Raw genomic sequence first — 13,323 nt, 5'->3', positions numbered from 1 at the left:
CAATTTCGTTAATTACTAATTTTTCGCGTATCATGGCGATATGCTCAACGGACTCGACATTCTTTTTCTGCTCAAGCTCTCACTGCAGAGCGACCCCAAGGTGCGCTCAAAGGATTTGGCCGCAGAGCTAGGTGTAACGCCTGTCGAGATTTCCCTCTCCCTGAAACGCTGTGTCGCAGCGAGCCTCGTCCATCTGTCAGAACTCGGAAAACTGCTCAATCGTGCAGGGTTGCTCGAATTCCTGAGCCACGGACTCCGCTATGTCTTCCCTGCCAGGCGCGGGGCATTGATGCGCGGAATTCCGACGGGGGCTTCTGCTGAACCGCTTAACTCCCAATTTCAACCGAGTAACGAACCTCCGGTGGTATGGCCTTACAAGGACGGAACAGTTCGCGGCACCGCCCTAACTCCCTTACACAAGAAGGTTCCTGAGGCAGCTTTGCGAGACGAAAAACTCTATGAACTTCTCGCATTGGTCGATGCAATACGAGGAGAAAGAATTCGCGAAAGGCAACTGGCGATCGAAGAGTTGAAGAAGAGATTAATGAACCATGTATGACCCAAACTCAATCATGCTGGAAGATACCGCGGAAAAGCTTGGCCCGCTCGTGCAGAGTGTTGTGTTTGTGGGAGGTTCCACACTTGGACTCTTAATCACCGATCCGACTGCAGCGCACATCCGACCCACACTGGATGTGGATGTAATCATCCAGGCTCTTACGTACGCCGACTATATGGTCTTTTCAGAACAACTACGCCGCCGTGGATTTTACGAGGATGTGAGACCCAACGCCCCAATATGCCGGTGGCGCTTCGGCGATTTGATCCTCGACGTCATGCCACTCGACAAGACTATCCTGGGATTTTCCAACCGATGGTATGAAGACGCGCACCGGTTTTCAATGGTTGCAAGTCTTCCCAATGGATCGACAGTGCGGGCGATCAATGCGCCGTACTTTCTGGCCACCAAACTTGAGGCGTTCCGACAAAGAGGGCAGCGAGACTTCTACAGCAGCAGAGACTTGGAAGATATTGTGTCCGTCATTGATGGCCGCGAGAGCTTGCGTAATGAAATTGCCGAAGCGGAACCTAGCGTTCAGGAATTTCTGGCAAACGAAATTCAACACTTACTCAAAGAGTCGCAGTTTCTCAGTGCTCTCCCCGGATACCTGCTCCCTGACGAGTCAAGTCAGCAGCGTCTCCCGGATTTGCTTGCTAAGCTGAAGCTCTTGTCCAACAGGATCTCGCTATGAAACATCACCTCCTTCTCTCACTTGTTTTGGGACTCGCCACCGCTCAACTCCATGCGCAATCAGCACCGACCTGCCCACCCGTCCGCGACATCCACCAATTCGTCCAGACCTGGAACGACGCCGTCATCGGCCCCGGCAGCCGCAGCCACGCCTGCACCCTCAGCATGCTCACCCCGGACGCGCGCATCACCGGCGTCATCCTCGGCAAGGACGGCAAATCCACCCGCACCACCGAGTCCCCCGCCGAGTTCATCGCCTGGTACCAGAAGCACTCCAGCGAAACCTTCTGGGAGCGCACCCTCCACTCCACCGTCGAAGTCTACGAAAACGTCGCCCGCATCACTCGCACCTACGAGGTCCGTGCCTCGGCCACAGCACCGGTCCAGTCCACCGGCATCGAAGATTTTCAGCTGATATACGACGGCCAGAGCTGGAAAGCCTTCGCCATGCTCTGGCAGGACGCCACCCCCGGCAAACCCCTCCCCGGCCGCTATCTTCCCCACCCATCGGCAAAACAATAAACAGCGATCCTCCCGGCTTCTGTAAAATCGCGCTATGAAATCCACCCTGCTTTCTCTGGCAGTTCTCTGCGTCCTCGCGGCTCACGCTCTGAGGGCACAGACGCCAACTGCCGCAGCCATCGCGACGCCAATGGTCTGCCGCCCCACGCCCACGCTCGAAGAGCTGATCAAAGCCCTCGACGAAGCCGTCAGCGGCCCTGTCGACAAGGACCGCACCTGTCTCCGCGAACTCCTCCTGCCCGACGCGCATCTCGTCCCCACATCGAAGAGCGCAGACGGCACCTACACCCCGCACCCACTCACCGTTGACGGCTGGATCGATCGAGTCAAAGCCCGCGGCGGAAACGTCTACGAACACCAGGTCAAAGTCACCACCGAAACCTACGGCCACATCGCCCACCTCTGGAGCACCTACGAACTCCGCACCGAACCCAATGGCCCAGTCCAGATCCGCGGCATCAACAGCATTCAGGCACTTAACGACGGCAAACGCTGGCGCATCTACCAGATCTTCTGGCAAGCAGAGGCAGCAGACGAAAAAGTCCCGGAGAAGTATCTGCCTTGAGTAGCGCTCCCCACACTACACCCGAACCTTATCCTCTAACGAATGCTCTATGTAAGACCGACTGGGCAAAGAGTCATCTGGACTCCCTGCGCGAGGCAGTCGATGCATTTTGTGCAGACTCTCATACCATTGTTGTCAATGAAGAACTCGAACAAGATCAGGTCCGATACAGTATTCATCTCAAGCAGCCGCATGTGTCGATCTATCTCATCTGTGGGGACTTCCTGCAGTGTTTGCGAACGGCTCTGGATCAGGCTGTTTGGTCGCTCATCAATCATCGAACAGGGAAGGATTCCGAAGGCAGTCAATTCCCTGTTTTTGAGCAGCCCTTGAATGCCGATCGTCGAAGAACATTTAATTCCCAAGTAAAGGGCCTGAGCGACCTAGCTATTGAGTACATAAAGTCGATTCAGCCATACAATCGACAACCAAGAACGCCTCTTTTTGCTGACCCTCTCTGGCGCATACATCACTTGAATAGGATCGACAAGCACCGACGAATATCCATACATACGCAGGTCGATATTGCTGGGTGGCCCCATTTCGGACTAGAGATCCCAGGCTTAGTTATTCCAGAGATGAGCCGCGAACAGACCGATTACGGCTACGATGTTTTGTGCCGTGGTTCTTCTAAATACCTCAAGCCGGAGATTTCATCTGTCGTAGTTTTTGGCGAATTCAACGAGGGTATCTTTTTGGACATCGACGATTTAGAGCAGTTACACAGTTTCGTCGCAGATGAAGTATTGGTGGCTCTTGCAAGCCGAGCGTGATAGCAAAACGCCTCCGTAGTCGGAGATACTTGGAAGGACGGTAATCCCATACTGACGGCGGTTCATCCATGGCTTCCTCTGTAGAAACCTCTTCCCTCACCTCCCTCGACACCATCCGCGAAGCCGCAGCCCGCATCTCCGGCGTAGCCCTGCGCACGCCACTCGTCCGCGCGCCCTTTCCCGGCACAGCAGGAGAAATCTGGCTCAAGGCCGAAAGCCTCCAGCCCATCGGCAGCTTCAAGCTGCGCGGCGCAGCCAACCGCATCCTCCAACTCACTCCCGAGGAGATCAGCCGCGGCGTCATCACCTACTCCAGCGGCAACCACGCCCAGGGCGTAGCCTACGCCGCCCGCGCAGTTGGGGCGAAGGCAGTCATCGTCATGCCCTCGAACGCCCCGGCCATCAAACGCGCCGCCACCCTCGCCCTCGGCGCCGAAATCGTTGAAGTGGGCGTAGCCTCCAGCGAACGCCTCGCCAAATGCGAAGAGCTGGTCGCCCGGCACGGCTACATCGTCATCCCGCCCTACGACGACGAAGCCGTCATCGCCGGCCAGGCCACCTGCGGCCTCGAAATCGTCGAAGACCTACCCGACCCAGACAATCTTGATCTCGTCCTAAGCCCGGTCAGCGGCGGCGGCCTCCTCAGCGGAGTAGCAACCGCCGTCCGCCTCTTGAACCCGAACGCCATCGTCGTAGGCGTAGAACCGGAACTAGCCGCCGACGCCACCGAAAGCTTCCGTACCGGCAAAATCGTCACCTGGCCCGCCGAATTGACTTCGCGCACGATAGCCGACGGCCTCCGCACCCAAAGCCTAGGCGCGCGCAACTTCACCCACATCCAGGCCTTCGTCGACCGCATCCTCAACGTCACCGAAGCAGAAATCCGCGCCGCCATGCGCGCCATCGTAGCCACCACCCGCCTCGTCCCCGAACCCAGCGGCGCAGTCACCACAGCAGCATTGATGTTCCATGCTCACGAGCTCCCACCTTACAAGAAGGCAGTAGCCATCCTGAGCGGCGGCAACGTAGCCCCGGAAATGCTCGCCGAGGTTTTGCTGGGGCAAGGCTGAGCCAACCATAAAAACATAAATATGCTACAATTTTCCATGCGCACAACCGTCGATATTCCCGATTCGATCTATCGCGACTTGAAGGTCCGCGCCGCAACCGAAGGCGTCACGATCAAGCAGATCATCCTGGATTCCCTGGCCTCGAATATGCGCACTGGCGATTCATCGGGGGCCAAAAAGCGGCCTCAGTTCCCGGTCCTTCGCGCGACAAATCCCGGCGCTCTGCAACTGGGAGAAGAAGGTGTCTACGAATACATTCCTTTTCCCTGATGTGAACGTCTGGCTGGCGCTGGCACACGAAATTCATCCGCACCATCCCTCGGTTGTAGCCTGGGAGCGATCCCTGCCTGCAAATGCCATCCTTGGTTTCTGCCGGTTCACCCAACTGGGACTGTTGCGATTGCTTACCAACTCCGCCGCCATGCAGGCAGACGTTCTTACCCAGGCCCAGGCCTGGAAGGCATTCGATGCCTGGTCACATCTGTCGACAGTCAAGATGCTGGAGGAACCGCGCGGGCTCGAAGCAATTTTTCGCCGGAGAACGGAGCGGGAGGAAGTCTCGACGAAACAATGGGCGGACGCTTATCTTGCGGCATTCGCAGAAGCGGCTTCGATTACCCTCGTCACCTTTGACCGGGCGCTCGCCGCGCAAGGAATCGGCGCAATCTTGCTGCGCTGAATCCAGGCGGAGAACAGTAAGCCATACGATCGTACGATTTGGCATCCCGGACGGCGGCAACGTAGCCCCGGAAATGCTCGCCGAAGTCCTCAACGAAAAAGATTGACGAGAGTTGCGTGTTATTTATTCCAAAAGGCGCAAAATGATTTCAGTCTTCCAATCACAGTTGCCGCCGCTGTCTACTTTGTTGTCATTCCCGAAGGGAATCTGCTTTCCGCATTTGCATTGAGTGCGCCTTAACCACCCTTAAGCGCCACAAAAACACAATCTAAGCCGAATCACAGCAACGAGTTGCACACAAAAACCATACCTCCCACCCCCTCAGCCCAAAAAGGCACGATTTTTTCGCCTAAATCAGCGAAGTTGAACTCAGTTCTCAACCGGACATAACTGAACAATCCGTTCCGCGTCAGTCCATTATGATTTGGACTGTGAAACGACTCCTCATCACCGCGTGCATCCTCTCCGGTTCACTCCTCACGGCATCCGCCGCCGACAAGAAGCCGCAGCAGGACAAGACGGTCAAGCCCATCGCCGGGCCCCGCGCCACCATCCTGCGGACGACACCGCTCTATGTCGCGCCGGACACAAGCTCACAGAAGGTAGACCGCATCCAGGAAGGCCGCGAACTGGTCGTCGCCGAGACCAGCGGCCCATGGGTCCGAGTCTTCGCCAACACCGATGTCGAAGAGGCGGACGAGCACGACGCGCCAGTCTTCGGCCAGGAAGCAGCTCCGCCGCCCGTCTCCGGCTGGATGCAGGCCCGCGGCGTTGTCCGCGAAGAGACGCCCAACGGCGACCAGATTCTGATGGGCGAAGCCGCCAGCCTGGAGATCCTGGCCGAGGACGCCCGCGGCCCCCGCAACGCTGGCCAGACCGCCCGCCTGCTCTATCGCAGAGTCGTAGAGTTCTACCCCACCTCACCGCTCGCCCCAGAAGCAGCCTGGCGAGCCGCCGACATCCGCTGGCAGTTTGAGAAGATCGATGCGTCCCATCGGCCATCGGCCAAAGAGAAGGAGGCTTATCTCCGCGAGCAGCTCTACGAAGACGAAATGAAGCGCGTCATCAAGCTCTGGCCGCACTCCAAACAGGCAGACCTCGCAGCGTTCGCGCTGATCGACAACAAGCTCTGCGGAGACTGGCAGGGCCAGCCCAAGTGCCCCGACAAAGAATCCGGCTACTTCGAGAAATACGCCGAAGAACATCCCGACGGGCCGCGAACCGCGCAGGCTCTTTATCAGGCGGTTTACCGCCAGGGAGTGCTCGGCGATATGTACGGCGCCGACGGCAATGACAAAAAGAAGGACGCAGCCCACGCAAGAGCCAAAGAGCTCGCCGGCCGTCTCAAAGACAAGTTCCCTGCCTCCGACTACACAGCCCGTGCCGCCGCGCTTGTGTATAAGTTCGAGCAAGGTCTGGCTATCTACGGTTCCGACCCGGAGTAGGACCCTTTGTAGCCGGAACAGGTAAATACGGACTTGCCTCAAATTGGGATTCGCGTATTCTGGTTGCGACGCTCCCACTCGCGAATGGATTTCCCGCGCAGTTTCGCTGCATTTCTTGGTGTTGCCCACATTCACCCATAGCGCACGGCTTGACTTGCATTCAGTCACACGTGCCAAGGTTTGTACAAGATCAGGGAGGTTCATTGAACAGCTATCTTCTATCCGTCTTGCTGGGCATCGTGGAAGGTTTAACTGAGTTCTTGCCCGTCAGCTCGACCGCTCACCTGCGTATCGCTGAAGCCCTGCTGCATATTCCCATCAAGGCCGAGGACTGCTCGGTTCTCGATCAGGCAGCCTGTCTGCAACAGGTCGCTTACTGGAAGATGTACACGATCGTGATTCAGTTGGGAGCGATCCTGGCTCTCTGCCTGCTGTTCATGGGCCGCATTGTTGAGTTTCTGCGAACATTCCCCAAAGGCGAGAACGGAAGACGCACAGTTCTCACCCATCCCATTTCGTTAACACTGATCGCCTTCGTGTTCACCGCTGGGCCAGCTTTGCTGTTGAAGAAATTGATCAGCAAGAACCTCGAAGACCTCCAGGTGATCGCACTGGCTCTCTTGATCGGCGGCATCGTCATGTGGGTTGTTGATGCGTGGACAGTCCGGCGCGACGGAGGTGTTTCCGATATCGAGGAGATGAGTTTGTGGCAGGCTATCTGGATCGGCCTCTGCCAGACGCTCTCTGCAGTCTTCCCCGGAACGTCCCGCTCCATGTCCACGATCGCCGCCGGGCAGATTGCCGGCCTGACACGTGCCACGGCGCTCGAGTTCAGCTTCCTCATATCCATTCCGACGATGTTCGCAGCCACCGGGTACGACCTCTGGAAAGAAGTGTTGCACCCCAAAGCCGCAGAGGTGATCGCTCCTCTGGTCATGAACACGCAGAACTGGATTGTCCTTGTGATCGGTTTTGTAGTTTCGTTCATCGTTGCGCTGGGCGTGGTCGAGTGGTTTCTGCAATGGGTCCGCCGGCACGGTCTGGTGCTCTTCGCCGCCTACCGCATTGTCCTCGCGATCCTGCTCCTGACCCTGGGACGCAAGCTCCTGGGCATGCACTAGGCCGGGGACGCCGGGGGTTCGCAGCATGGTTCCTCCGGCGCTTTTGCCGTTAGGCCGCCGCTTCTAAGACCCTTCATGGCGCGATAATAGGAATTGCTCTGGGTTCTCGCTGTGGTTCTGGCTCGCTGGATCTTCCGGCTTGAGTTAAGTACACGGCTGCGTCCCTGCCATGAAGCCCATCCGAATCATTCATTCCCCCACGCGTAGCCGCCCGCTGAACCTGTTGCTGGGCGTCACGCTGATGCTGGCCGCCGCGCTCCTTCTTCTTGCACTCGCTACGTACCACGCCTCTGATCACTCCTGGAACACGTCGACGGGTGTTGTCGGCGCGAAGGCCGTACGCAACTGGATTGGCCCAGTTGGCGCTTACCTCAGCGATATCCTCTTCCAGACCTTCGGCATCACGGCGTTTGGGCTTCCGCTATGGCTGGGCGGGCTGGGACTGACCTGGATTCGTTCGCAGAACAACGGCGCGGCATGGCTGCGCTGGACGGGCGTGATCCTCACGCTGACTTTCCTTCCCACTGCGCTCGGCATGCTGCCGTGGCACTGGCGCTGGCTGCATGTGATGGCCATTGAAGGCGTGACCGGCCGCCTGATGGCTGACCTGCTGACCGGCTACCTGAACCTGACGGGCGCGGCCATCGTTGCCGCCGTGCTGGCTGCGGGCGGACTCTATCTCGGTTCGAACTTCAGCTTCCGCGCTGCCTGGGAATGGAGCCAGGAGCGGTCGATTCAGCTTTCGGCACTCCATGACCGCTATCGCAACTGGCAAGCCGACAAGGCCGATCAGAAAGCCGAGCGGGAGGCGATTCGCCAGGCGGAGTTGGGCATCCAACCGGATGCCGCAGAAGAGGATTACGAAGAGGAATATCAGCGCCCTGGGATCTTCGCGCGCATGTTCGGGTTCATGCGCCGCAAGCGGACCATGGACGAGGAAGACCTGCTGGACGAGGTGCCCGCGTTCCAGCGGCTTGGCTCGCAGCCGGTTCGCGAGGATGAGGAGGAGTATCCCAATCGCGGTGTGCGGCCGAATCTGTGGGAGCGCCGCGAAGTAGTCGAGACGGGACGCGCGACGCATTTCACGCCCGAGCCGGAAGCTCGCGAGTTGGAAGTTCCGGCAGAGGTGGTTCCGATCTCCGGACGCTTCACCAACACGCCCGCAAAGCAGCCCATAGCCGACGTGGTTTCGATGCCGCTGCGTGGCCGCGCCAAGGAAGCTGCCGAAGAAGCGGCAGCCGAGGCAGCTCGCCAGGCAGAGATGGCCGAACTCGCCGCCATGGCAGAGATGGAAGAAGAGGACGCATACGCCGCGCCCGCTGCTTACGCGCCGATCGCCCCTCTGGGAGCGCGGCCGATGGCTGCCGCTCCGCCCGCTGCTTCCACAGAGTCTTTGCCGGTGAACGAGCGTGCCGATATCGATTTGCGCACAGTGACGGTTGCTCCGAAGCGTGTGGACGGATTCAAGCTGCCGCCGAGCACCCTGTTGACGCAGGGCGAAGAACCGCTGGCCATTCGCGAAGACTTGCTGCGCGAAGAGGCTCGCAAGCTCGTGGAAAAATGCGGTGAGTTCAAGGTCAATGGCCAGATCGTTCAGATCAATCCCGGTCCGATGGTCACCACCTACGAGTTCAAGCCGGACGCGAGCGTGAAGTACAGCCGCGTTGCCGGCCTCGGCGATGACCTCTGCCTGGCGATGCGCGCTGAGAGCATCCTGATCGAGCGCATGGCGGGCAAAAGCACCATCGGCATCCAGGTTCCGAACCACGACCGCGAGACCATCCACCTGCGCGACGTGATCGAGTCCGAAACCTTCGCCAAGGCCAAGAGCCGCCTGACGCTGGCCATGGGCAAGGACATCAATGGACGCATCGTGACTGCTGACCTCGCCGGCATGCCGCACGTGCTCATCGCTGGTTCGACCGGCTCGGGTAAGTCTGTAGCCATCAACGCGATGATCATGTCACTGCTGTTCCGGACCACTCCGGCGCAGGTGCGGCTGATTCTGGTTGACCCGAAGCGCGTGGAACTGGGCATGTACGAAGGGATTCCGCATCTCTTCACGCCGATCATTACCGAAGCCAAGCTGGCGGCCAACGCGCTCCGCAATGCTGTTCGCGAGATGGAGCGCCGGCTGAAACTGCTGGCCAGCCGCAGCGTCCGCAACATTGACCAGTACAACGCCAAGCTGTCGGAACCGGGCATGGCCAGTCTCTTCACCGATGCGGGTGAGGAAGAGACGCCGCTGCCGTTCATCGTGATCATCATCGACGAGTTGGCCGACCTGATGATGCTCGACCGGGCCAATGTCGAAGAGTCGATCACTCGCCTCGCGCAGATGGCGCGCGCTGTGGGGATTCACCTCATCCTGGCGACGCAGAGGCCTTCGGTGGACGTGATTACCGGCCTCATCAAGGCCAATGTGCCGACCCGGATCAGCTTCCGGCTGGCGTCGAAAGTAGACTCGCGCACCATCATTGACGACAACGGCGCTGAGAGCCTGCTTGGACGTGGCGACATGCTTTTCCGTCCGCCGGGGACTTCGCGGTTGATGCGTATCCATGCGCCTTATGTGAGCGAGATGGAGACTGCTGCTGTCGTCGATTTCTGGAAGGCCCAGGGCGAGGCCGAGTATGCCGAGGGCTTCCTCGAAGCTCCACGCGAAGAGCGTGCACAGGGCGAAGGAACAGGCGCGGCGGAGGACGACAACGATGAGTTGTTCGACGACGCAGTGCGACTGGTCTTCGAGTTCGGCAAGGCATCGACTTCCCTGCTGCAGCGGCGATTGCGGGTTGGCTATGGCCGCGCTGCGCATCTGATTGATCTCATGGAGCGCGATGGGCTGGTTGGTCCGGCGGACGGCTCGCGGCCTCGGGAACTGCTGAAGCATCCGGGCTGGCTGCACGAAGTTCCAGCGGCGATCGATTAGGGCGATCAATTAGGATGATCGGCTAAGGCGGTCGGCTAACTCCGCATAGGCGGTCACGAGCGGTTGCTTGTGACTGCTCGTCGAAGTGGTTAGGATCAAGCTAGTAGGATCAAGCAATCGAGGTGGGGCCACGATGAAGAGACTGCTCGTAGCGCTGTTCATCTGCCTGCCAGCTGCGTGCCTTGTTGCCCAGACCGGACCTCCCTTAAGCGGACCGGCTGTCACCGAACTACCCGGCAAGCCTTTTTTCATCAAGCAGACGTGGAACATCGGCGGGGAAGGCAACTGGGATTACATGGCCTTCGACGAGAAGGCTCTCCAGCTTTTCGTTGCCCACGGACCGATGGTGCAGGTGGTGGACGTTAGCGCGGGCCGCGTGGCCGGCACAGTGGGTCCGACGCGCGATGCGCATGGCATTGCGCTCGATGACAACGGACAGTTCGGGTACGTCAGTGATGGCCCGGCGGACGAGGTAGTCGTATTTGACCGCCGATCCTATCAGGTCGTTGCGCGGGTGCCTGCCGGCCCGAATCCGCGTGCGGTGGTCTTCGATCCGGCGACGCGGCTGGTCTTTGCCATCTGCACGCAGCCTTTGTCGGAAGAAGCATCGAAGACCAACGCACGAGAGACGGTCGTGAAGTCGGTAGTTACTGTGATCGATGCGGATACACGAACCCGGCTGGCGGACTTGCTGCTGCAGGGCAAGCTGGGCTTCGGGCAGGCGGATGGACGCGGGCAAGTCTTCATCAACCTGACAGATCGCAGCGAAGTTGCTTACTTTGACACGCAAGGGCTGGCCGACCCTTTGCGCCGGCTGGCCGAGGTGGCACATCAGCATGCCAACGGAAAACCCGTGGAAACAGTAGAGATTGACTGGACGGCGCGGCGGAGTGATCTTGCCCAAGGCAACGCGCCACCGCCTTCGCCGATTGAAAACCGGGTTCATCACTTCCGCCTGGGGCAGGATTGCCAGACTCCGCGCGGGCTCGCCGTGGACGCCGCGCATGGACGACTGTTCACGATCTGTGACAACCGCCGGATGGAGGTTCTGAACTCGGGGAACGGACAGACGGTGGCGTCGCTGGCGATCGGGCCGGGAACAGATGCCGTTGCTTATGACTCCAATCGAGGGCTGATCTTTACGGCGAACGGCGGCGGGCTGGGCTCGGTGACCGTGATTCGACAGAGTATCTCCGACAGCTATGCGGTGATCCAGACCCTGCCGACGAAGCAGAGGGCGCGAACGCTGGCGGTGAACTCGTCCAGCGGCGAAGTGTACCTGGTCACGAACCTGATGGGCTTCGACCTGAATCAGAAGGGTACTCCGGTCCCCGGGGACGTTCCAGTGGTCAAGGCGTCTGCGGTCAAAGGGAGCTTTCAGGTGCTGGTGATCGGAAATTAGTGGCACACTAGCTTTATGTCTCAGCCGCTCCCCCGCGTTCTGCTCATTGACGATGACGAGATCAGCCGCGATGTGCTGGCCATGATGCTGGAGATGCATGGCTTTCCCGTGGACGCGGTGGAGAGCGGGAGGCATGCCCTGTCGCTGGTGGAGAACCGTTCGGATAATGATGTCTATGCCATGCCGGGGCTGATCCTGATGGACACGCAGATGCCCGGGCTGAGCGGCGTGGAGTTGATCCGGTGGCTGCGGCAGTCTTCCACCGCGCCCATTGTCGCTATCAGCGGTAGCGACCCCGGCGAAGAGATTCGTGCGAAGACGGATGCTTTTCTGCTCAAGCCGATCCAGGCTGAGGATGTGGTGGCGCTGCTCGATGGCGGAAGCGTCAAGAGAATTGCACCGATGCCGGAAATTCTGCCCGAAGTAACTGGCTCCGCGGAACTGGTAGCGGATGTTCCGGCAGTTGATCCCGTTATTGATCCCGTAGTTCTCGGTAAGCTCAGAGCGATGATGCCGGTCTCCGCAGTGCGTGAAATCTACACGGCCGTAGCCTGTGACCTGAAACTTCGCCTTGACGCGATCGAAATTGCGATGGACGCGCAAAACACGAGAGAAGTACAAAGGATTGCTCACACCATCAAGGGAGGTAGTAGCATGGTTGGGGTTACTAGTGTGGTAAACATTTCCGCTAGACTGGAAATTAGTAACCTGGCAGTGACATGGCCAAACGAGTTGGCGCAATTGCGTGACGCGCTGGACGCGCTTGAGGGTATGCTTGGGGATGAATTTCCGTCCTAGCTGAAAGTGCGCCTGAAGCGGGCTTGGCTGGCGTGATCCTGGCCGATCATGATGGTCGGCAGAGCAACTGGATATTTGGAGGATGATCCCCCGATGGACCGTAGTGACCGCATCATTCGCATTGTTCTGGCTGACGACCATCCGGTCGTTCGCATTGGCGTTCGTAATATGCTGTCGGCGCACGCCGGTTTTGAAGTTGTAGGCGAGGCTTCGGACGGCGACGAGGCGATCACCCAGACGCTGGAGCTGGAGCCGGATATTCTGCTGCTCGATGTGCAGATGCCGCGCCTGCCCGGTCTTGAAGCGATGCGGGCGATCATGAATGGTACGCCGACGGTCAAGATCATTCTGCTGACGTCGACAATTACGACCCAACAAATTATTGAAGCTCTGCAGATCGGCGCGCGCGGCATTGTGCTGAAGGACGCGCTTTCGGATCATCTGCAGACGTCGATCCGCACGGTGGTGGCGGGCGACTACTGGATTGGTGGCAAGCGCGTCGTCAATCTCGTGAGCGCTCTGCATACGCTGATGCAGCAGGCACAGGTGCCCCAGCGCAAGACGTACGGGCTGACTCCGCGTGAGCTCGAAGTGGTGGGATGCATTGTCGAGGGCTGCAGCAACCGCGATATCGCCAAGCAGTTCACGCTGAGCGAGGAAACAGTGAAGCGGCATCTGTCGAACATCTTCGACAAAACGGGCGTTTCCACCCGGCTGGAGCTGGCGCTGTTTGCCATTGCGCATACGCTGGTTACGCCTTCGTAGCT

At 59.1% G+C, this 13,323-nt stretch carries 14 protein-coding genes; all 14 read left to right on the top strand.

What is annotated here, in order from left to right; translation table 11 throughout:
* The first annotated feature begins 40 nt into the window (after positions 1-40).
* The 14 genes from AC5S27_RS06645 to AC5S27_RS06580 all read left to right on the top strand — a co-directional run bounded on the left by AC5S27_RS06645 (position 41) and on the right by AC5S27_RS06580 (position 13,321).
* Positions 41-559 carry a hypothetical protein gene (locus AC5S27_RS06645; RefSeq protein WP_493933778.1) on the top strand — a complete coding sequence of 173 codons (519 nt, stop codon included), beginning with the start codon at positions 41-43 and terminating at the stop codon, positions 557-559.
* Positions 552-1,253, top strand: coding sequence for a hypothetical protein (locus tag AC5S27_RS06640; protein WP_493933777.1), 702 nt, complete (start codon positions 552-554; stop codon positions 1,251-1,253). Before AC5S27_RS06645 ends, AC5S27_RS06640 begins: the two co-directional genes overlap by 8 nt.
* Positions 1,250-1,774, top strand: a complete 525-nt coding sequence (locus tag AC5S27_RS06635; protein WP_493933776.1) for a hypothetical protein — start codon at positions 1,250-1,252, stop codon at positions 1,772-1,774. Before AC5S27_RS06640 ends, AC5S27_RS06635 begins: the two co-directional genes overlap by 4 nt.
* Positions 1,775-1,808: 34 nt before the next feature.
* Positions 1,809-2,339 (top strand): hypothetical protein, encoded by a 531-nt coding sequence (locus AC5S27_RS06630; protein WP_493933775.1) that lies wholly within the window; start codon positions 1,809-1,811, stop codon positions 2,337-2,339.
* On the top strand, positions 2,336-3,112 hold the full coding sequence (locus AC5S27_RS06625) for a hypothetical protein (protein ID WP_493933774.1): 777 nt from the start codon (positions 2,336-2,338) through the stop codon (positions 3,110-3,112). Before AC5S27_RS06630 ends, AC5S27_RS06625 begins: the two co-directional genes overlap by 4 nt.
* Positions 3,113-3,180: 68 nt before the next feature.
* Positions 3,181-4,182: a threonine ammonia-lyase gene (locus AC5S27_RS06620; RefSeq protein ID WP_493933773.1), complete on the top strand. Its 1,002-nt coding sequence runs from the start codon at positions 3,181-3,183 to the stop codon at positions 4,180-4,182.
* 21 nt (positions 4,183-4,203) lie between these two features.
* Positions 4,204-4,452 (top strand): hypothetical protein, encoded by a 249-nt coding sequence (locus AC5S27_RS06615; RefSeq protein ID WP_493933772.1) that lies wholly within the window; start codon positions 4,204-4,206, stop codon positions 4,450-4,452.
* Positions 4,424-4,861 carry a TA system VapC family ribonuclease toxin gene (locus tag AC5S27_RS06610; RefSeq protein WP_493933771.1) on the top strand — a complete coding sequence of 146 codons (438 nt, stop codon included), beginning with the start codon at positions 4,424-4,426 and terminating at the stop codon, positions 4,859-4,861. Before AC5S27_RS06615 ends, AC5S27_RS06610 begins: the two co-directional genes overlap by 29 nt.
* 431 nt (positions 4,862-5,292) lie before the next feature.
* Positions 5,293-6,306 (top strand): hypothetical protein, encoded by a 1,014-nt coding sequence (locus AC5S27_RS06605; protein ID WP_493933770.1) that lies wholly within the window; start codon positions 5,293-5,295, stop codon positions 6,304-6,306.
* A 203-nt stretch (positions 6,307-6,509) separates the two neighbouring features.
* Positions 6,510-7,427, top strand: coding sequence for an undecaprenyl-diphosphate phosphatase (locus AC5S27_RS06600; RefSeq protein ID WP_493933769.1), 918 nt, complete (start codon positions 6,510-6,512; stop codon positions 7,425-7,427).
* Between the two features lie 169 nt (positions 7,428-7,596).
* On the top strand, positions 7,597-10,356 hold the full coding sequence (locus AC5S27_RS06595) for a DNA translocase FtsK (protein WP_493933768.1): 2,760 nt from the start codon (positions 7,597-7,599) through the stop codon (positions 10,354-10,356).
* Between the two features lie 133 nt (positions 10,357-10,489).
* Positions 10,490-11,758, top strand: coding sequence for a YncE family protein (locus AC5S27_RS06590; protein ID WP_493933767.1), 1,269 nt, complete (start codon positions 10,490-10,492; stop codon positions 11,756-11,758).
* A gap of 15 nt (positions 11,759-11,773) precedes the next feature.
* Entirely contained in the window at positions 11,774-12,556 is a 783-nt protein-coding gene (locus AC5S27_RS06585) for a response regulator (protein ID WP_493933766.1), read from the top strand.
* A gap of 93 nt (positions 12,557-12,649) precedes the next feature.
* A complete protein-coding gene (locus AC5S27_RS06580) occupies positions 12,650-13,321 on the top strand; it encodes a response regulator transcription factor (RefSeq protein ID WP_493933765.1) in 672 nt (223 codons plus the stop codon).
* Positions 13,322-13,323: the final 2 nt, after the last annotated feature.

Source organism: Acidicapsa borealis, assembly GCF_059115245.1.
The sequence above is the reverse complement of the archived record's forward strand: the minus strand, read 5'-3'. Positions and strand labels throughout refer to the sequence as shown.